Annotated in this window: 13 protein-coding genes; 12 read left to right on the top strand and 1 reads right to left on the bottom strand. The window is 43.0% G+C overall.

The genetic code is table 11. The annotated features are described in order from the left end of the window. Positions 1-16: 16 nt before the first annotated feature. Positions 17-1813, bottom strand: coding sequence for an ABC transporter ATP-binding protein (locus tag CWO13_RS09860; protein ID WP_102432715.1), 1797 nt, complete (start codon positions 1811-1813; stop codon positions 17-19). 89 nt (positions 1814-1902) lie between these two features. Between CWO13_RS09860 and CWO13_RS09865 the strand changes: the two genes are divergently transcribed. The 12 genes from CWO13_RS09865 to CWO13_RS09920 all read left to right on the top strand — a co-directional run bounded on the left by CWO13_RS09865 (position 1903) and on the right by CWO13_RS09920 (position 21291). Beyond that, positions 1903-2394: a GAF domain-containing protein gene (locus tag CWO13_RS09865; protein WP_057622357.1), complete on the top strand. Its 492-nt coding sequence runs from the start codon at positions 1903-1905 to the stop codon at positions 2392-2394. A 97-nt stretch (positions 2395-2491) separates the two neighbouring features. Further along, the gene (proQ, locus tag CWO13_RS09870) at positions 2492-3115 is read left to right on the top strand and encodes an RNA chaperone ProQ (protein ID WP_017057223.1); all 624 of its coding nucleotides are present in this window, start codon (positions 2492-2494) and stop codon (positions 3113-3115) included. Positions 3116-3132: 17 nt separating this feature from the next. Beyond that, positions 3133-5127 (top strand): carboxy terminal-processing peptidase, encoded by a 1995-nt coding sequence (prc, locus tag CWO13_RS09875; protein WP_048660784.1) that lies wholly within the window; start codon positions 3133-3135, stop codon positions 5125-5127. A 262-nt stretch (positions 5128-5389) separates the two neighbouring features. Next, on the top strand, positions 5390-6073 hold the full coding sequence (locus tag CWO13_RS09880) for a hypothetical protein (protein WP_108082864.1): 684 nt from the start codon (positions 5390-5392) through the stop codon (positions 6071-6073). 217 nt (positions 6074-6290) lie between these two features. After that, entirely contained in the window at positions 6291-8897 is a 2607-nt protein-coding gene (gene pepN, locus CWO13_RS09885) for an aminopeptidase N (RefSeq protein ID WP_108082865.1), read from the top strand. Positions 8898-9098: 201 nt separating this feature from the next. Next, positions 9099-9317 (top strand): DUF2835 domain-containing protein, encoded by a 219-nt coding sequence (locus CWO13_RS09890; protein WP_004733645.1) that lies wholly within the window; start codon positions 9099-9101, stop codon positions 9315-9317. 228 nt (positions 9318-9545) lie between these two features. Next, positions 9546-14387, top strand: coding sequence for an NAD-glutamate dehydrogenase (locus CWO13_RS09895; protein WP_108082866.1), 4842 nt, complete (start codon positions 9546-9548; stop codon positions 14385-14387). 329 nt (positions 14388-14716) lie between these two features. Next, positions 14717-15727: a quinone-dependent dihydroorotate dehydrogenase gene (gene pyrD, locus CWO13_RS09900; RefSeq protein WP_017059681.1), complete on the top strand. Its 1011-nt coding sequence runs from the start codon at positions 14717-14719 to the stop codon at positions 15725-15727. Between the two features lie 206 nt (positions 15728-15933). Continuing rightward, positions 15934-16482, top strand: a complete 549-nt coding sequence (locus tag CWO13_RS09905) for a cell division protein ZapC (RefSeq protein WP_017059680.1) — start codon at positions 15934-15936, stop codon at positions 16480-16482. Positions 16483-16990: 508 nt separating this feature from the next. Beyond that, a complete protein-coding gene (gene rlmKL / locus CWO13_RS09910) occupies positions 16991-19111 on the top strand; it encodes a bifunctional 23S rRNA (guanine(2069)-N(7))-methyltransferase RlmK/23S rRNA (guanine(2445)-N(2))-methyltransferase RlmL (protein WP_102432710.1) in 2121 nt (706 codons plus the stop codon). 25 nt (positions 19112-19136) lie between these two features. Next, a complete protein-coding gene (locus tag CWO13_RS09915) occupies positions 19137-19397 on the top strand; it encodes a glutaredoxin family protein (protein ID WP_102432709.1) in 261 nt (86 codons plus the stop codon). Beyond that, positions 19375-21291, top strand: a complete 1917-nt coding sequence (locus tag CWO13_RS09920; RefSeq protein ID WP_108082867.1) for an ABC transporter ATP-binding protein — start codon at positions 19375-19377, stop codon at positions 21289-21291. Before CWO13_RS09915 ends, CWO13_RS09920 begins: the two co-directional genes overlap by 23 nt.

Raw genomic sequence — 21291 nt, forward strand, 5'->3', positions numbered from 1 at the left:
CTTAGGACTACAAACATCAGGCGTGCGATTGCACACTGCCGTAGAGTGTTTGATAAAGTCCTTGTTGTTCAACCAATTCACCATGTGTTCCCGTTTGTGTGACTTGCCCATCTTCTAAAACATAGATTAGATCGGCTTGTTTCACCGCTGATAATCGATGAGCCACTATCAAAGTTGTGCGATCTTTCAAAAACTCGCTCAACGCTTTATGCAGTGCTGACTCTGTTGCTGTATCGAGTGCAGATGTCGCTTCATCAAGAATAACAAACTTAGGATTGCTCAGCACCATACGAGCTATTGCTAAGCGTTGTCGTTGACCGCCAGACAGTCGGACGCCATTCCTACCAATCTGTGTATCTAAGCCATTGCTGAGTTGCTTGATGACATCTTGCATTTGAGAGACTTCAAGCGCACGCCACAACGACATTTCATCGTATTCAGCACCAAGGGTCAGATTATGCCTCAATGTATCGTTAAAGAGTATAGGTTGTTGTAAAACAACGGCAATTTGATTACGTATTACATCAAAGCTGATGTCGTCGGTTGTTTCACCGTTATAGCGAATGCAACCTGAGTCCGCTTGGTAAACCCCAATTAGCAACTGGATTAAGGTAGATTTACCACCACCACTCGCACCCACCAAAGCGACTTTCTTACCTGCAGGGATGTGTAGTGATAGCCTATTTAAAACAGTGTTTTCTAATGTGTAAGAGAATGTAACGTCTTCGATGTCGACTGTCACTTCTTGATCTTCATAAAACGGGTTTACTTTGCTAATCGGGCGCTTCTCTTCTTCTAATTGAAGTAGATCGTTGATGCGTTGCAGTGCCGCTTTTGCACTATACCAAGAGAATTGAATCCCTAGCAGCTCTTGAACCGGGCCCAACATGAACCATAAGTAACCAAATACCGCAAAAATCTGACCAATGGTTAAGTCACTGAATAGAACCATTAGCATAGCGACAGCGCGGAAAAGCTCGAAACCTAACAAGAAGAGGAGAAACGAAACGCGGCCAGCAGCTTCAGATTGCCAAGCGTATTTGTCGGCATCGATTCTTACTTGGTTTGCTTGAATCTTAAGCTCATCGAGAAAAATGCGTTCTTTATTCGCTGCACGCAGCTGATAAATACCATCTAAGGTTTCCACCAAGCGATTCTGAAAACGTTCGAAAGATTGGTTCTCGTACTTTTTAAGGTGCTTAACCTTGCTGCCTAGTTTACGAGAGAAATAAATAACAACAGGATTGACCAGTAGAATGAACAACCCTAAACGCCATTCTAACCATAACAACACGATCGCGGTGCCGAACACAGTTAAGAAGCTGATGAGGAACTTAGAGAGCGTTGAGCCAATGAACTTATCGATTGTCTCTATGTCTGTTATTAGGTGAGCATTAATGCCGCCGCTGCCTTTGGTCTCGTATTGTCGAATACTAATACGGCCAAGTTTATCTATCATCTTGCTACGCATTTGATAGGTAATTGTTTTGGAGACGAGCGTGAATTGACGCCCTTGTAAAATGTTCAACGCTTGGCTAACGGTACGCATGATAATGACTAACAGTAAAGTCAGTGCAATATAGCCAGTGGGTGTCTGCAACGATGTTGGAAGTAGGTGGTTCATCATATCTAAGCCAGAAGCCGGCTTATCAAGTAATACTTCATCAACCATTAATGGCATGAGCAACGGGATAGGGACACTGATGAGAGTTGCAAGTATGGCAATAATGTTAGCAAACAGTAATTTGGACTTGTGTTTTTTTACTTGAGTTATTAACCAAGAACGGCTAATAGTGTCTTCTGAATCGTTCATTGTAATGAGAATAAGTCCTATTTAGTTTGATGGTCGCATTCTACTGCGTTCTCTTGATAATGGAAGTCTCAATTTAATTGGAAGTTAATATGAAAATAGAACATTACCAACGCTTAACCAAACAAGCCGTTGCATTAATTGAATCAGAAATCGATCTAACTGCTAATCTTGCTAACATCAGTTCATTATTATTCATGGAATTGGATGACTTGAATTGGGCGGGTTTCTATTTAATGAAGCAGGATCAAGCTAAGGAAAAAGACGAACTTGTACTGGGTCCTTTCCAAGGTCAACCTGCTTGTGTGCGAATTCCGGTAGGGCGTGGAGTGTGTGGAACTGCGGTTGCGACGAATACCGTTCAGCGTATTCATGATGTTCATGAGTTCGAAGGTCATATCGCTTGTGACGCTGCAAGTAACTCTGAAATCGTAATTCCGTTCTCTATTGGTGGAAAAATAGCGGGTGTTCTTGATATCGATAGCCCAAATGTTGGCCGTTTTTCTCAAATTGACGAGGACGGATTGACATTTTTCATGGCAGAAGTGGAAAAGCTGCTTAATTCGCACGCGAACAAGGCATAAATTATTCTCTTACTGTGGTTTTTCCCAAGCATCTCTCTATAATACGTAAAAATATTTTCTTAATGCTCGCGGAAAACCGCAAAAACCAGGAACCCACATGGAAAACACTGAAAAGTTAAAAAACAGCAAAGAAGTTATCGCATATATTGCTGAATGTTTCCCTAAATGCTTTACTCTAGAAGGTGAAGCGAAGCCACTTAAAATTGGTATTTTTCAAGATCTTGCTGAACGTCTTAATGAAGATGAAAAAGTAAGTAAGACTCAGCTTCGTGCAGCGTTAAGACAGTACACATCATCATGGCGTTACCTGCACGGCGTAAAAGCTGGCGCAGAACGTGTTGACTTAGACGGCAACGCGTGTGGCACTCTAGAAGAAGAGCACGTTGAACACGCTAAAGCTACACTTGCAGAAAGCAAAGCGAAAGTTCAGGCTCGTCGTAAAGAACAAGCACAAAAAGCTCGTGAAGAAGGCAAAGCGAAACCTAAGGCGAAGAAAGCTCAACAGCCTCGTCGTCAAGCGCCTAAAGCACCAAAAGTAGAAAAGCCTGTAGAAACACGCGCTTTGAACGCTGACGAATTCATCGCTGGCAAAGAAGTAAATGTGAACATGGGTAAAGGAAACATGGCTGCGACCATTGTTGAAATCAATAAGGAAGATGTGCGTGTTCAGTTAGCAAACGGCCTACAAATGGTTGTTAAAGCGGAGCACTTGCGCGCTTAAAGGAGATACTCCTACGCATGAAATGCCGTTCAAAATTGACACTGATTGCTGCTAGCTTTTGGCTAGCAGCTTCAGCTCAGGCTCTCGAAGCCAAATTAGATCAGGACGATTTACCTCTACTCGCTCCTGAGGTCCAACACGAAACTGCTAGTAAACGTGTTACTTCTCGATTTACTCGTTCTCACTATAAACACTTCAATCTCAACGATGATTTCTCTCAAGCTATCTTTAATCGTTACTTAGAGATGCTGGATTATAATCGTAATATCTTCACTCAAGCTGATATTGACTCTTTCGCTGCGTCATCTACACAAATTGATGATCAACTGAAAGCGGGTAATAACCAGATTGCATTCGATGTTTATAATTTGTCTATGCAGAAGCGTTTTGAACGTTTTCAATATGCATTGTCTTTGCTAGATACAGAGATTAAGTTTGATACCGATGAAAGTATTGAGCTAAATCGTAGCGAAGCGGAATGGCCAAAAGATATCGCTGAAGTGAATGAGCTTTGGAGAAAACGCGTTAAATACGATGCGTTGAATCTAAAACTTACTGGTAAAGAGTGGCCAGAGATTCAAGAAGTTTTGGAAAAGCGTTACAACAATGCGATGAAGCGTATTACGCAATCGCACAACGAAGATGCTTTCCAAATCTACATGAACGCATTCGCGCGAGAAGTTGATCCGCACACCAGTTACCTTTCTCCAAGAAATGCAGAGCAATTCCAATCCGAGATGAATCTATCTCTAGAAGGTATTGGTGCTGTACTTCAGATGACAGACGACTACACCGTTATTCGATCTTTAGTTGCTGGTGGCCCTGCGTCAAATAGCAAACAATTGAGCGATGGCGACCGTATTGTTGGAGTTGGTCAAGATGGTGAAGAGATTGTTGATGTTATCGGCTGGCGTTTAGACGATGTAGTGCAATTAATTAAAGGACCGAAAGGGACTAAAGTTAAGCTACAGATCTTGCCAGACGGTAAAGATGCAAAAAGTCACGTTGTCACAATTGTACGCGATAAGATTCGTTTAGAAGACCGCGCTGTTAAGTCAGAAGTTATCGAGAAAGATGGCAAGAAGATTGGCGTACTAGAAGTACCAAGTTTCTATGTTGGCCTTTCTAAAGATACCGATAAACTGATCACCGAGCTTAAAGAGCAAGGTGTTGAAGGTATTATTGTTGACCTTCGAAACAATGGTGGTGGTGCACTGACTGAAGCAACCGAACTCTCTGGTTTGTTTATCAAAGAGGGACCTGTTGTTCAGGTTCGTGATAGCTACGGTCGTGTTAAAGTGAACAGTGATACCGATGGCCAAATCAGTTACCAAGGTCCGTTAACGGTATTGGTGAATCGCTATAGTGCTTCAGCATCTGAAATCTTTGCAGCAGCGATGCAAGATTACGGTCGTGCAATTATCTTGGGTGAAAACTCTTTCGGTAAAGGTACGGTGCAACAGCATCGCTCTTTGAATCATATTTATGATTTGTTCGATAAAGAGTTGGGTTACGTTCAATACACAATCCAGAAATTCTACCGAATCAATGGTGGTAGTACGCAAAACAAGGGCGTAGTGCCTGATATTGCTTACCCAACGCCAATTGATCCTGCCGATACTGGTGAAAGTGTTGAAGACAATGCTCTTCCTTGGGACAGCATCGACAAAGCGAAGTACTCAGTGTTACAGCGTAACGATGAGCAAATCGCAGCGTTGACGGCTAAACACCAAGCTCGTATCGCAACAGACATGGAATTTGGCTTTATCGCGCAAGATATTGAAAAATATAAGGCAGATAAAGACGACAACGACCTTTCTCTTAATGAAAAGGTTCGTCAACAAGAGAGTGATGATGCGGATGCGCTTCGTCTAGAGCGTATTAACCAACGTCAAAAAGCTGCTAAATTAGAGGCATTTAAAACGTTGGATGATATTCCAAAAGACTACGAAGCCCCGGATGCTTATCTTGATGAATCAGTTGCTATCATGCTGGATATGATCAAGAAATAAACAGAATGCCTGTTAAAAGACGTACTATTTTAAAAAGCGAGCTTAGGCTCGCTTTTTTTGTGTCTATGATTTGACAGGAATATCTGATTGTAACCGTTGAGATTGTCGTAAAGAACACGCAATATTAAGGGGCATTTAGCTCTGTTTTTCGTTGAATAATGACATTTAAGTTACTTCGCACTTAAAATTTAGTGACTTGGATCATATTTTTTCGCTTTCTAATCATTACGAGCCTAAGCTTAAAGAAAACGAGGGGGCGCGTATGAAATGGATTCTACTAATTTTATCTTGTTTAAGTTTTGTTGCTTTTGGGAGCGAGGTTGCTTCGAACAGTCAACAAGCAAAAAGTGATAGTAATCTATCTCATTTTGACCTTCCTCTGTTGCTTGGCGATTGGTATTTGATGAATCCAGATCCTGAGCAAGGTACTGAAAACTTTAGAGCAATCAAACTCACTCTCGATTCAAATTACTCATTCACTATCGATATCCAAAAGAAAGACTATAGTGTTGATCATTGGGAAGGTTTGTATAACGCCAATGAAGATACGATTATTTTGGGTTTGAATACTTCTGAGCCCCAAGTTTACGCGTACAGCAGCAATCATAATATGCTGAATCTTAATGGTGTTATGTTCACCAAAGCCTTGCCCAACGCTCTGGCTGGAATATGGTCAAGCGCCGAACTGTCTGGAAGCGATTTGCGTGCGAGTAACATTCAAAAAATGGATTTAGTGCTTCAACCTGATTTTATTTTCATGTTTCGAGTATCAGATGAAGAAGGCGGTGAAGTCATTCGTCGCGGTGTGTATTACACCGAAGGCGACCAGCTAGTGTTACTTTATGAGAACGGTGAACACGGTACTCGATATACACTGAACAGTGATGTGTTGACGCTGCAAGGTGAAGAGGGAGACATGTTCGCAGTGCTTAATCGCATACGTTAAGTACGAGTTTTATCCATAACATCGGCTCGTTGAAAATATGGTACACAGTTCATTTCTTAGCCTTTCCTTTCTGATTTGATTGATAAAATAGCAAAACATGGAGGCATTTTCTTACAATGCCTCCTTTTTTTAATATTCCTCTTGTGTTCTTGGCGTTCAACCTTTAGATATATACAGTTAACAAATAATTACGTATAACGATCAAAAGGAACCCGTCATGGCACATACACCTCAAGCCAAGTATCGTAAAGATTATCAATCACCATCTCACACTATTTCTGATATCGATCTTACTTTCGATTTATACGATTCAGCATCCATTGTTACGGCTATTTCTAGTGTTAAGCAGGAGAAAGACAGCGCGACATTAGTACTTGATGGTGAAGGCTTGAAGTTGGTTTCTGTTTTGGTTGAAGGCAACGAATGGACTCAGTACGAGCAGTCTGAAACTCAACTGACGCTGAATGACCTTCCAAAAGAATTTACTCTAACCATCGTTACTGAAGTTAACCCTGAAGGGAATAGCGCACTTGAAGGCTTGTATAAGTCGGGTGGTGCGTTCTGTACTCAGTGTGAAGCCGAAGGTTTCCGTCGTATTACTTATTACATGGATCGCCCAGATGTGTTGGCGAAATTCACCACCACAGTAATCGCAGACAAAGCAGAAAACCCATTCTTATTAAGCAATGGTAACCGTGTAGATGAAGGCGAAGCTGAAAACGGTCGTCATTGGGTGAAGTGGCAAGACCCACATCCCAAGCCGGCATACCTATTTGCTTTAGTTGCGGGTGACTTCGATGTACTTCGTGACGCATACACTACACAATCGGGTCGCAAAGTTGACCTAGAAATCTTTGTTGATAAAGGCAATCTAGACCGTGCAAACCACGCGATGGTTTCTTTGATTAACTCAATGAAGTGGGACGAAGAGCGTTTCAATCTTGAATACGACTTAGACATATACATGATCGTAGCCGTTGATTTCTTCAACATGGGTGCGATGGAAAACAAAGGCCTGAACGTATTTAACTCTAAGTTTGTTCTAGCAAACGACCAAACTGCAACGGATACAGATTACCTTGGTATTGAAGCAGTAATCGGCCATGAATACTTCCACAACTGGACTGGTAACCGAGTGACTTGTCGCGATTGGTTCCAGTTAAGTCTGAAAGAAGGCTTAACCGTATTCCGCGATCAGGAGTTCTCGTCTGATCTTGGCTCTCGCGCAGTAAACCGAATCAGCAACGTTCGTATGATTCGCGGGCCACAATTCGCTGAAGACGCAAGCCCAATGTCACACCCAATTCGTCCTGAAAAAGTGATAGAAATGAATAACTTCTACACATTGACTGTTTACGAAAAGGGCAGCGAAGTGATCCGAATGATCCACACATTGTTGGGTGAAGACGGTTTCCAAAAAGGCATGAAGCTTTACTTTGAACGTCATGATGGCACGGCTGCAACATGTGAAGACTTCGTCGCGGCAATGGAAGATGCATCTGGCGTTGACCTATCTCAGTTCCGCTTATGGTACAGCCAGTCTGGTACGCCGACGCTGTCTGTTGAAAGTCATTACGATGCAGAAAACAAACAATACACGTTAACAACTCGCCAAGTAACGGCACCAACGCATGAGCAAACTGAAAAGCAGGCTTTGCATATCCCTCTGGATATCGAGCTGTACACGGCTTCAGGTGATGTTGTTGAGTTACAATGTAACGGAAAGCCAGTTAATAACGTATTAGATGTCAAAGAATCGGAACAAACCTTCGTGTTTGAAAACGTTTCTGAACAACCAATCCCATCACTACTTCGTGAATTCTCTGCGCCAGTGAAATTGGAGTACGACTATTCAGATGAAGAGCTTATCTTCTTGATGGTGAATGCGCGCAATGAGTTCTCTCGTTGGGATGCTGGTCAAATGCTATTGGCTAAGTATATTCGCAGCAACGTTGAGAAGGTTCAACAGGGTCAAGCATTTGAGCTTTCTGATTCTGTTGTTGATGCATTCCGTGGCGTACTGCTGAGTGATTCACTAGAGCCTGCGTTTATCGCAGAAATGCTTTCACTGCCAAGCCATAATGAAGTATCAGGTTGGTACGAGCGTGTTGATATTGATGCGGTTGCATCTGTTCTTAACTCAATGAAAGTAACATTAGCCGCTGAACTTAAAGACGAGTTAGCTGCGGTTTATCACAGCAATGCTCTCACTGAATACACAATCGATCACGATTCGATTGGTAAGCGCACTTTACGTAAAGTTTGCCTAAGTTACTTAGCGCACACAGAACAGGGTAACGATTTGGTTGTTGCAATGTACCAACAAGCAAACAACATGACCGATACAATGGCAGCAATGGGTGCGGCAAACAGTGCGCAACTACCATGTCGTGAAACCTTGATGGCGGATTACAGCGACAAGTGGAAACACGATGGTCTTGTTATGGATAAGTGGTTTGCTCTACAAGGTACAAACCCAAGTTCCAATGCTCTTGAAGTGATCAAAGCATCGATGTCACATCAAGCGTTTAGTTTGAAGAACCCGAATCGAACTCGTAACTTGGTTGGTTCATTCTTAAACATGAACCCGGTACAGTTCCATGACAAGTCAGGTCAGGGCTATGAGTTTGCTGGCGAGATCTTGCGTGAGCTTAACAGCAGTAACCCGCAAGTTGCTTCACGTCTGATTGACCCGCTTCTTAAATTCCGTAAGTACGATGATGAACGCCAAGCTCTGATCAAGAAAGAACTTGAGACTTTAAAGGGGATGGACAACCTAGCTAAAGACTTATTTGAGAAAGTAACGAAGGCACTAGAAGCTTAAGTTAAACGTACTCAAGTAACGGTTTACTTATCAAGAAAAGTCGTCAGTGGTAGAGAATATCTGCCACTGATTTTTTGTTTCTGGTTCATCGAATTTTCGATAAGCTAGAGCAGTTTCAAGTTCAGTTGCAAGCTAGGTTTCACAGTCAGACATCGTCAAGTGCCAAAAAATACCGGCACTGTATATTTATACAGGTATCGTATGAATCGCTATATTTTCCAACTTAACATCTCATATCAGCAGTTTTTAGCCAGCTATTCTGGTGCGGCAAGTAAAGTTCAAGTGATAACAACAACAGGTTTACGTTTACAGTTACCTGCAACTCGATTCAGACCATTTCTTACACAAATAGGGGTTAGAGGGCAGTTTAGGCTGACAACTGACCAAAAAAATAAGTTTATTAAGTTGGAAGCTCTGTAAACCTTGGCGTGCCTAGTGAGTTAAAAGGAATCTTAATCACATAATCAAACATTTCACCTCTTACCACCTCCAAAACAATTAACTATTTTTCAATAATGCTTTTACAATAAATGAATGCATTACCTTTGCTTAACTCGTTAGTAGAAAAGCGCTCAGCGGCACGTTTCAAACACTAGCTTAAGTGATCCCCCTAATAATAAAATATAATTCTAATTGTGGAGTGTGACTATGACCGCACGTGAAACTGTGGTTCCAGTTTTACTTGAAAAAGTTTACAAGCTGATTCAAGACAAACTTGACCTTGCTCATCGACCTCTCGTAACTCAACTTGCTCAACACTTGTTTAGTAACGTTTCTCACGACGATCTAACTCAGAGAAACGAATCCGATTTATATGGTGCTGTAGTTAGCTTATGGCATCACATCAATGAAAAGAAAGCCGACGAAATCTCTGTACGCGTTTTCAACCCGACGGTAAGTCGTCAAGGTTGGCAGTCTACTCATACTATCGTTGAGATAGTCGTTCCAGACAGTCCGTTCCTTGTTGATTCTGTAAAAATGGCACTTACTCGCCTAGACCTTTCTTCTCACCTTATGCTTCATAACCCAACACAAATCTCTCGCTCAGATAAGGGCAGTGTTGTCGGTGTTAGCAATAACGAAGGTGCATTCCAATCGCTTTTCCATATCGAAGTAGACCGTCTTAGCAGTAAAGCTGAAATGACAGCTCTTAAAACGGAGCTACTGGATATCTTTACCGATACTAGCTTAGTTGTGAACGATTGGTTGAAGATGGTTGAAAGACTTGAAGAAGTAACCAATCAAGTAGAAAAGCAGAAAGAGAGCATTCCTGTAGATGGCCAACGTTTTAATGAAACGTTGGCGTTTCTTCGTTGGTTAGGTGAACACAACTTTACATTCATGGGTTATAAGGAATATGACCTAGTTTCAGTTAACGGCGACACTGAACTGCAACCGACCAAGGAGCAAGGTCTTGGTTTGTTTGCGAATTCAGATCGTGTACGCAACGTTAAGTTGTCTGAGTTTTCTGATTCGGCACGCCTTGAAGCGAAAAAGCCTTATGTACTTATTGTAACCAAGGGCAACACGGCTTCACGCATTCACCGCCCAGCTTACAACGATTACATCGGTATTAAGAAGTTCGATAAGAACGGTAAGGTCATTGGTGAGCACCGCTTTACTGGTCTTTACACGTCTGCTGTTTATAACCAAACCGTTGAAACGATTCCTCTTGTTCGTGAGAAAGTAGACCGAATCTTAGACGCGAGTGGTTATCGTGAGGGTTCATACTCTTACAAAGCACTGCACAACATTCTTGAAAACTACCCACGTGATGAACTGCTTCAAGCTCGAGAAGAAGAGTTACTTGAAGTGGGTACTGGCGTAGTACAAATGCAAGATCGCGATCTTCTGCGTCTGTTCGTTCGCAAAGACCCGTTTGGCCGTTTCTTCAGCTGCATGGTTTACGTAACAAAAGATCGTTACAACACTGAGCTTCGCCGCCAAACACAACGCATCTTGAAACAGTACTTTGGTTGTGAAGAAGAGGTTGAATTCACAACTTACTTCTCTGAAAGCCCACTGGCGAGAACGCACTATATTGTTCGTGTTGATAACAACAACATGGATGTGGACGTGAAAACAATTGAGCAAAATTTAATGGAAGTATCGTCTACGTGGGATGACCGCCTGTCTGAATCAATCATTGCAAACTTCGGTGAGAGCAAAGGGCTTCCATTGTCGAAAGAGTACATGCGTGCATTCCCACGTTCGTACAAAGAAGACATGATGCCAGGTTCTGCAGTTGCGGATATTGAGCGTTTAGAAGCACTAAGTGAAGACAACAAATTGGGTATGCTTTTCTACCGTCCTCAAGAAGAGGCGGCAGATTCAAAAGCAGTTCGTTTGAAGTTGTTCTACCACAGCGATGAGCCAATTCACCTTTCTGATGTTATGCCAATGCTTGAAAACTTTGGCCTACGCGTTATTGGTGAATCACCTTATGAAGTGCGTAAAACTAATGGTGTGACATATTGGATCCTTGATTTCTCGATGTTGCACAAGAGCGATAAGACTATCGATCTTCGCGAAGCGCGCGATCTTTTCCAACAAGCGTTCGCAGCAATTTGGGCGGGTGAGTTAGACAGCGATGGTTTCAACCGTTTGGTACTTGGCGCTGGTCTTTCTGGCCGTGAAATCTCAATTTTACGTGCTTATGCTCGTTACATGCGTCAAGTGGGTTTCCCATTCAGCCAACAATACATTGAAGACACATTGTCTCATTACCCAGAGTTAGCAAAAGGGCTAGTGAGCTTATTCGGCAAGCGTTTCGATCCTAAACTGAAGGGCAGCGTGAAAGGCCAACAAGATCTTATTAAGAAGATCACTGAACAGTTGGATCATGTAGAGAGCTTGGATGATGATCGTATCATTCGTCGCTACATGGAAATGATCACTGCAACGCTTCGCACTAACTACTACCAAGTAGATGAGAACAAGCAGTCTAAACCTTGGTTGGCTCTGAAAATGAGACCAAGCGAGATTCCAGATATCCCTGCGCCGGTTCCTGCGTTTGAAATCTTCGTTTACGCACCAGATATTGAGGGTGTTCATCTACGTGGCGGTAAAGTAGCACGTGGTGGTTTACGTTGGTCAGACCGTCAAGAGGACTTCCGTACTGAGATTCTAGGTCTAGTTAAAGCGCAACAAGTTAAGAACACGGTTATCGTTCCGGTTGGTGCTAAAGGTGGTTTTGTTTGTAAGCGTCAACACACTATGTCTGGCCGAGATGAGATCTTTGCTGAAGGTCAACGTTGTTACAAGCGCTTCATCCGTGCCTTACTAGACGTATCAGACAACATCATTGAAGGTGAGGTTATCCCACCTAAGAGTGTTGTTCGTCACGATGAAGATGACCCGTACTTGGTTGTAGCTGCCGATAAAGGTACCGCGACATTCTCAGATCTAGCGAACTCGGTAGCTGAAGAGTACAACTTCTGGTTAGGTGACGCGTTTGCCTCTGGTGGTTCTAACGGTTACGACCATAAAGCTATGGGTATCACGGCGAAAGGTGGTTGGGAATCTGTTAAACGTCACTTCCGTGAAATGGGCATCAACTGTCAAAGCACAGACTTCACTGCAATTGGTGTAGGTGATATGGCGGGCGACGTATTTGGTAACGGTATGCTGCTATCTAAGCATATTCGCTTACAAGCTGCGTTTAACCACATGCATATCTTCATTGACCCGAATCCAGAGTCGGCATCAAGCTGGGTAGAGCGTGACCGTCTGTTTAATCTGCCTCGTTCAAGCTGGGAAGATTACAATAAAGACCTGATTTCTCAAGGTGGTGGCATCTTCTCTCGTCGAGCGAAGTCTATTTCCCTAACACCTGAAATTCAGAAAATGCTGGGTACCAAGAAAGCTTCTATGGCACCAAACGACTTGATCAAAGCGATCTTGTCTATGCAGGTTGATCTACTTTGGAATGGCGGTATTGGTACTTACGTTAAGTCTTCTAGCGAGACTCATACTGATGTGGGTGACCGTGCAAATGACGTGCTACGTATTGATGGCCGTGACCTAAAAGCTAAGGTTGTTGGTGAAGGCGGTAACTTGGGTATGACTCAATTGGGTCGTATTGAATACGCTCTAACGGGCGGTCGAGTGAATACTGACTTTGTTGATAACGTTGGTGGTGTAGATTGCTCGGATAACGAAGTTAACATTAAGATCTTCTTGAATGGCTTAGTGTCTAATGGTGATCTAACCGTTAAGCAACGTAACCAAGTGCTTGAGTCAATGGAAGATGAAGTTGGTGAAATCGTACTAGATGATGCGTACTGCCAAGCTGAGTCCATCTCTGTGACTGAGCATCAAGGTGTTGGCTTAGTGAAAGAGCAAATCCGCTTCATCCACACAATGGAAAAAGCAGGGTATTTAGACCGTGGTTTGGAATACATCCCAGATGACGAAACGCTGTTAGAGCGTGAGAAGCAAGGCCAAGCACTAACAAGACCTGAGCTATCAGTATTGATCGCTTACGGTAAAATGGTTCTAAAAGAAGATCTTGTAAGTGATGATATTGCGAATGATGAGTTCCATGCTCAACAACTGATGCAATACTTCCCAACGGAGTTACGCCGTAACTACTCCCAGCACATGGATAACCATCCACTACGTGCCGAGATCATTGCAACTGCGCTTGCTAACCAAATGGTTAACGAGATGGGCTGTAACTTTGTGACTCGTTTGCAAGAAGAGACGGGCGCGAACATTGTTGATATTGCGAATGCTTACGCGGCATCACGTGAAATCTACGGTCTAGGTAAGGTACTAAAGAGCATCCGTGAACTGGACAACATCTCAAGTTCTGAAGCTCAATACGAATTGCTTTACCATGTGCGTCGTACGCTTCGTCGCCTAGCACGCTGGTTGCTAAGAAACCGTACGGGTAAACAGTCAGTGAACGCATTGATTGAGCTTTACCAAGGTGATGTGGCTGCGATTACTGAAAAACTGGACGAAAACCTAGTCGCATCAGAAGTAGAAGAGCATCAAGCAATGGCTCAACTATGGATTGACCAAGGTGTAAACGCTGAGCTAGCTAATTCAGTGGCTCGTTTGTCTAGCCTGTACTCAGCACTGGATATATCCACAGTAGCTCGTGAAACAGGTAAAACAGTACAACAAGCGTCTAAGCTTTACTTCAACCTTGGCGACCGTTTGTCACTGCACTGGTTCTTGAAGCAAATCAATGGCCAAGCTGTAGACAACAACTGGCAAGCGCTGGCACGTGCTGCATTCAGAGAAGATCTGGATTGGCAACAACGTCAGCTAACTGGCCAAGTACTTAACTGTGGCTGTGCTTCAGACATCGATGTGATTAAAGCGCTTGATGACTGGATGGAAAGTAACTCTGTTTCTCTGCATCGTTGGGAGAGCATCTTGAACGAATTCAAAGTGGGTTCTGTTCATGAGTTTGCTAAGTTCTCAGTGGCGTTACGTGAATTGATGTTGTTGAATCTAAACTGCATGTCGAAAGACTAGTCACTAGATAAAACGAAAAATATAAGGGCAGGCCACAAGGTCTGCCTTTTTCGTTTCGGTAAAGTGGGATCAATAGAACTAACGATTTTTGAAGGACCAACCTCGACGGACACGTTGTTTGTTGTTAAGTGAGTTGGTGGCTGTACTAAGGTTGAGATTAGAAATGGGTTAATAACCTGAAGAAACGATAACGTTTGCTTAATAATGAACCTCATTCGTTAGCAAACTCGATTATCTTACCCTTACAGACAGTAATAGATTGAATAGTTGGGTAAATAAGTAAATAATATCGCCCCGTTTACACGGGGCTTTTTTCTATCGGAGGCACAATGCTTTACCGTCTAGCCAGAACTGGCTTTTTCCAACTTGATGCCGAAAAGGCACATGATCTTGCAATTCAAAATTTCAAACGCTTTACAGGCACACCAATTGATCTTTTGTATCGCCAACAATTACCTCATCGACCTGTAGAGTGCATGGGTCTTACTTTTAAAAACCCAGTTGGCCTCGCGGCAGGCCTAGATAAAAACGGCGAATGTATTGATGCATTTGGCGCTATGGGTTTTGGTTTCGTAGAAGTAGGAACAGTGACTCCACGTCCACAAGCGGGTAACGACAAACCTCGTTTATTCCGTCTTGTAGAAGCTGAAGGTATCATCAACCGCATGGGCTTTAACAACCTAGGCGTCGACAACCTTGTTGAGAATGTTAAGAAGTCGAACTACGATGGCATCTTAGGTATTAACATCGGTAAGAACAAAGACACACCAATTGAAAAGGGCGCTGAAGATTACTTGATCTGTATGGAGAAGGTATATCAATACGCTGGTTACATTGCTGTGAACATCTCTTCACCAAATACTCCAGGACTTCGTTCTCTACAATACGGCGAAGCTCTAGACGATCTGTTGTCTGAACTTAAAACCAAACAATCTGAACTGGAAGAGAAGCATGGTAAATATGTGCCTCTTGCTCTTAAGATTGCTCCGGATCTAAGTGACGACGAAATTAGCCAAATTTGTGAATCATTGATCAAAAATAAGATCGATGGTGTGATCGCAACAAATACAACATTGGATCGTTCAATCGTTGAAGGTATGAAACATTGCGATGAAGCGGGTGGCCTAAGTGGACGTCCAGTTCAATCTCGCAGCACTGAAGTAGTTCGCAAACTTCACGAAGAGCTTGGTGACAAACTGCCGATCATTGGAGTAGGTGGTGTTGACTCGTATGTTGCTGCAAAAGAGAAAATGATGGCAGGCGCGAAGCTTGTACAAGTTTACTCTGGTTTCATCTACAAAGGTCCAGGCCTAGTTGGCGACATCGTTAAAAATCTATAAGCTTAAAATTGCTTTTATTCTTGAAAAGCGACAATCTGGCATCGTCTTACTAAAAGAGACACTGTAACTTACTGAGTTGTAGAGAAAAGCGATAAGAAAGAGGAATTCATTTCCTCTTTTTTTTTGCCTATTGCTCAGTAAAATTACTGTAATTGAAGGTAATTTTGCGTTTTACCTAATGGAATGGTTCAACAGTGTGAGACGAAATGATGCTTAAACCTAGCGATACATGGAGTTGGTATTACGATGAGCAGCAATGTTCATTAATGCTAAACCTCGGAGAGGATATGATTTTCAAAACGAATCTGGTCCGCAATAAGCTGGTGGACTGCGCGTTTAGAGATAATGAATTCACCGTTGATGACGCATCTTCATACCAAACCTTCAAAGAACAAATTTCTGGCTTAGAACTGTCTGAGCCTCGTCAAGCTGAACTCGCGCTTTATTGTGTGGCAGCAAAACGCTTCCATAAGCCTGTACAGCCTAAGAGTTGGTTCTTCGACTCACAGGGCGCTGGGCATGAATATCCTCAAGAAGGGGATATCGTACAAATGAATAACGAACATAGCTTAGGGTATTTCATTGTATTAGAAGTGGGAGAGTGCGCGAGCCTATGTGCATTTGTCGACCTAGAAGAGTTTCTGCTTACACCTTCAAAAGGGTTACGCTTTGGCGACTCGATTAAGGTCATGCACGATAGAATGATAGACGCGAACGCTATTCTTCATCAAACGCACATTGCGATGGTCGGTTAGCCTTCTATTCAGTCCATCATTTCTCACACACATCGCAACGCGTAAACCTGTCAAACCTTCCCCAAAATCGGCTCAATAGCCGATTTTTTTGTGCCTAAAAAACCTCATCCTGATAAATACATCACTGCTTAACCATTTAAATAGTGAACTTACGACTATTTTTTCGCCTTAATTTCAGTTTTTTTTCATCGCTAGAAGTGTAGTTGGTCCATCTTTATTCCCTGTTTTTGGTCTTTTGTAGCTAAATTTCACCCACAAATCCCTCCTGGTATATACCAGTTTAAAGGTGAATATAAATTCACATTGCTGTTTTGGTTAACAAATGGTCAGAAATGGAGTTGGTTCGATAGGTCTTGTGTTCTAAGGGGATGTGGGTAAGCGATCGCTTCAAGACTGTGCATTTGCTAGCCAGTTAGTCGAAAGATTCAATGAAAAGACGCGTTTAGTGTGATGCTCTAGTTACAAATTCAGGTATAATCGAGCTCATTTTTATCAATAAAAGAACACTATGAATCAATATCTAGCGGTTACCTCAAACGGCCTTGAGAATTTATTAGTTGAAGAACTAACCCAACTAGGGATTACAAACGCAAAACCTGTTCAAGCAGGTGTTAAATTCAAAGCGACCAATGAGCAAATTTATCGTTGTTGTTTGTGGAGCCGTTTGGCTTCTCGATTTGTACGTGTCCTTTCTGAATTCACTTGTATGGACGACATGGATTTGTACCTATCAACCACTGCGGTTAACTGGGTAAATCAATTCCATAGCTCTAAGCGTTTCGTTGTTGACTTTAATGGTACGAACAACGAAATCCGTAACAGCCAATACGGTGCGATGAAAGTAAAAGATGCCGTTGTTGATTGCTTCGAGAAGAAGTCTTTGCCTCGTCCTTCTATCAGTAAAGAGAACCCAGACATTCGTATTCACGTTCGTCTACACCGTGATAAAGCGATTCTTGGTGTTGATATGGTGGGAAGCGGTCTTCACCAACGTGGTTATCGTCCTGAATCAGGTCGCGCACCTCTGCGTGAAACGCTTGCTGCAGCGATTCTTCTTCGTAGTGGTTGGGATGCAACGAAACCATTCTTAGACCCTATGTGTGGTTCAGGTACGTTAGTGATTGAAGCGGCAATGATGGCTGCAAACATGGCTCCTGGTGTTAAACGCCAGAAGTGGTGTTTTGAATCACTAGAAGATTTCGAACCAGAGCTTTGGGCTGAAGTTAAAGCTGAAGCGAACGTTCAAGGTCGTCGTGGCGTTAAGAAAGTAGAATGTAAGTTCTATGGTTACGACAACGATGAACGCATGATCAAAACAGCGCGCGACAATGCTCGTCGTGCTGGTGTAGAAGATCTGATTGAATTCGAAGTAGGTGATGCAGCAAAGCTTAAGCGCCCTACGGAATTTACTGATGGTGTGATTGTTTCTAACCCACCTTATGGTGAGCGTCTGGGTACAGAGCCTGGCCTAATTGCACTTTACACCGCATTCGGTGCACAACTTAAAGCGGAATTTGGTGGTTGCAACGCATCTATCTTCTCTAGCTCAGACGAGTTACTAAGCTGCTTACGCATGCGTGCAGACAAACAGTTCAAATTGAATAATGGTGCGTTACCGTGTCACCAAAAGAACTACTCAATTTCAGATCGTCCGATGTCAGAACGTCCAACGGGCGAGCAAGAACAGCTGATTGCTCCTGACTTTGCAAACCGACTTAAAAAGAACATCGGTAAAATTGGCAAGTGGGCTAAGAAAGAGCAATTAGATTGTTACCGTATCTACGATGCTGACTTACCAGAATACAATGTAGCGATTGACGTATACCCAGGTCACCTTGTGATTCAAGAATACGCAGCGCCTAAAGATGTTCCGGAAGAGAAGGCAAAACGTCGCTTAACCGATATCATCCGTGCTTCTATTCAAGTAACGGGCGTTGAAGCGAACAATGTGGTTCTAAAGGTTCGTCAGAAGCAGAAAGGCCGTTCTCAATACCAGAAGATGGCTCAAGACTCATCTAACCTAGAAGTGAACGAATACGGCGTTAAGCTGATTGTTAATCTTCATGATTACTTAGATACAGGCTTGTTCCTAGATCATAAGATCACTCGTCGTCGTATCGGTGAGATGGCTGCAGGTAAAGATTTCCTAAACCTGTTCGCTTACACAGGCAGTGCATCTGTTCATGCTGCTGTAGGTGGCGCGCGTTCTACAACAACGGTTGATATGTCTAATACCTACCTTGAGTGGGCAAAACAGAACATGGAGCTTAATGGCCGTGTTGGTCGTCAACATCAGTTTGTGCAAGCTGACTGCTTACAGTGGTTGGTTAAAGAGCAGGGTTCTTACGACCTGATCTTTATTGATCCACCTACGTTCTCAAACTCAAAGCGTATGGATCAATCTTTCGATGTTCAACGTGATCATATTCAGTTGATGGAAAACCTTAAGCGTCTTCTTCGTGAAGAAGGCACGATTGTGTTCTCTAACAACAAACGTCACTTCAAAATGGATCTAGAAGGTCTAGAAGCGTTAGGTCTTAAAGCTCAAAATATCTCAGCTAAGACGCTTCCATTGGACTTCTCTCGCAATAAGCACATTCATAACTGCTGGTTGATTACACATAAGTAGTTAAGAGATTGTATAAGGATATATAGTGCTGACTCTCTACAGTACAGAAGGGTGCCATCTATGTGAGATGGCATTCCAACTCACGGAACAGTTAAACATTAGCCATCACGTCAACGTTGTCGACATTGCATTTGATGATGAGCTCTTTTCCCGTTACGGGGTCACTATTCCGGTGCTCAAATTTGAAAGCTCTGACCTTTCTCAAAGCTCAGAGCTTAACTGGCCATTTGGCTTGTTAGAACTTAAAGATTGGTTAAAGAAGAATGGCATTACTTACAATTCATAATGGGCAATTAGCGTTTGGCGATCACCCGTTATTAGATCGTGCGGACTTCGCACTGCAAGAAAACGAACGTGTGTGTTTAGTAGGGCGCAATGGCGCAGGTAAGTCTACGTTGATGAAAATCCTGTCTGGGAACATCATCATGGACGACGGCAAGATGCAAATCACACAAGATGTGGTTGTATCTCGCCTTGAGCAAGATCCACCGCGCAATGAGCAAGGTACCGTTTATGATTACGTTGCTGGTGGCCTAGCGGAAATCGGTGAACAGTTGAAGATCTATCATGATCTTCTGGATCTCATCGGTACTGACCCTAGTGAAAAGAACCTAAATCGTCTTACTCGTGTTCAAGAGCAATTGGATCATGCGAATGCATGGCGCTTTGAAGATCGCGTAAGCAACGTATTGGCTGCACTTAAGTTGACAGCTGAAACAAAGCTGACTGATTTATCTGGTGGTTGGCAACGTAAAGCGGCGCTTGCTCGTGCGCTTGTATGTGATCCTGACGTGCTTCTACTTGACGAACCGACTAACCACTTGGATGTTGCGACCATTGAATGGTTAGAGGGTTTCCTGAAAGACTTCCGCGGTTCAATCATCTTTATCTCGCATGACCGTGCGTTCATTAAATCGATGGCAACACGTATTGTCGATCTTGATCGCGGTAAATTGAGCTCTTTCCCGGGTGATTACGAAAACTATCTTGTTGAGAAAGAAGAAGCGCTTCGTGTTGAAGAGATGCAGAACGCTGAATTTGATAAAAAGCTCGCTCAGGAAGAAGTATGGATTCGTCAAGGCATTAAAGCTCGTCGAACTCGTAACGAAGGCCGCGTACGTGCGCTTAAGAAGCTACGTGAAGAACGTTTGAACCGTCGTGAAGTGCAAGGCAAAGCGATCATCCAAATCGACGATGGCCAGCGTTCAGGCAAGATTGTATTTGAAGCTGAGAACATTAACTTTGGCTTCGAAAGCAAAGAGATTGTTAAAGACTTCAGCTTCAACATCATGCGTGGTGATCGTATCGCTCTGATTGGTCCTAACGGTTGTGGTAAGAGTACGGTACTTAAGCTGCTTCTTGACCAGCTTAAGCCTGATTCAGGTCGTCTGCATTGTGGTACTAAACTTGAAGTGGCTTACTTCGACCAATACCGCGAAATTCTAGACCCTGAGAAGTCTGTAATCGATAACTTAGCGGATGGTAAGCAAGAAGTCACTGTAGGTGGCCGTGAGCGTCATGCACTCAGCTACTTACAAGATTTCTTATTCTCTCCAAAACGTGCTCGTACTCCTGTTAAAGCACTATCTGGTGGTGAGAAAAACCGTCTGTTACTAGCTCGTATCTTCCTTAAGTCGAACAACTTATTGATTCTCGATGAGCCAACCAACGATCTAGATATCGAAACTTTGGAACTTTTAGAAGATTTGCTTGCCAACTATCAGGGTACGCTTCTTTTAGTGAGCCACGATCGTCAGTTTGTTGATAACACGGTTATGACAAGTTGGATCTTTGAAGGTAATGGCGTTATTGAAGAATTTGTTGGTGGTTATCACGATGCTCAGCAGCAAAGAAAACAAGCATTAGAGTACCGACAGGTTGAAAAGCCATCAAAGCCTGAGAAAGTAGTTGAGGAAACTCCCAAAACTGCGCCAGTTAAGGCTAAACCTAAGAAGTTATCGTATAAGCTACAACGAGAACTAGAAGCGCTACCAATGCGTTTAGAAGAATTGGAAACTCAAATTGAAACTCTTCAGGAAGAAGTCAACGATCCAAGCTTCTTTTCAAAATCTGTAGAGCAGACACAACCAGTATTAGATAAGCTATCTGCAGCAGAGCAGGAGCTTGAAGTTGCTTTTGAGCGCTGGGAAGAGCTCGAGGCACTACAACAGGAAAGTTAA

The sequence above is a fragment of the Vibrio sp. ZF 223 genome (assembly GCF_003050585.1).
Taxonomy (GTDB): Bacteria; Pseudomonadota; Gammaproteobacteria; order Enterobacterales; family Vibrionaceae; genus Vibrio; species Vibrio crassostreae.

What these genes read in the sequence shown, in the direction of transcription:
- pepN (WP_108082865.1), top strand. Translation starts at nt 6,291, where the DNA reads ATGGCACATACACCTCAAGCCAAGTATCGTAAAGATTATCAATCACCA.
- CWO13_RS09865 (WP_057622357.1), top strand. Translation starts at nt 1,903, where the DNA reads ATGAAAATAGAACATTACCAACGCTTAACCAAACAAGCCGTTGCATTA.
- CWO13_RS09905 (WP_017059680.1), top strand. Translation starts at nt 15,934, where the DNA reads ATGATGCTTAAACCTAGCGATACATGGAGTTGGTATTACGATGAGCAG.
- CWO13_RS09860 (WP_102432715.1), bottom strand. Translation starts at nt 1,813, where the DNA reads ATGAACGATTCAGAAGACACTATTAGCCGTTCTTGGTTAATAACTCAA.
- pyrD (WP_017059681.1), top strand. Translation starts at nt 14,717, where the DNA reads ATGCTTTACCGTCTAGCCAGAACTGGCTTTTTCCAACTTGATGCCGAA.
- CWO13_RS09890 (WP_004733645.1), top strand. Translation starts at nt 9,099, where the DNA reads ATGAATCGCTATATTTTCCAACTTAACATCTCATATCAGCAGTTTTTA.
- rlmKL (WP_102432710.1), top strand. Translation starts at nt 16,991, where the DNA reads ATGAATCAATATCTAGCGGTTACCTCAAACGGCCTTGAGAATTTATTA.
- CWO13_RS09880 (WP_108082864.1), top strand. Translation starts at nt 5,390, where the DNA reads ATGAAATGGATTCTACTAATTTTATCTTGTTTAAGTTTTGTTGCTTTT.
- CWO13_RS09895 (WP_108082866.1), top strand. Translation starts at nt 9,546, where the DNA reads ATGACCGCACGTGAAACTGTGGTTCCAGTTTTACTTGAAAAAGTTTAC.
- prc (WP_048660784.1), top strand. Translation starts at nt 3,133, where the DNA reads ATGAAATGCCGTTCAAAATTGACACTGATTGCTGCTAGCTTTTGGCTA.
- proQ (WP_017057223.1), top strand. Translation starts at nt 2,492, where the DNA reads ATGGAAAACACTGAAAAGTTAAAAAACAGCAAAGAAGTTATCGCATAT.
- CWO13_RS09920 (WP_108082867.1), top strand. Translation starts at nt 19,375, where the DNA reads ATGGCATTACTTACAATTCATAATGGGCAATTAGCGTTTGGCGATCAC.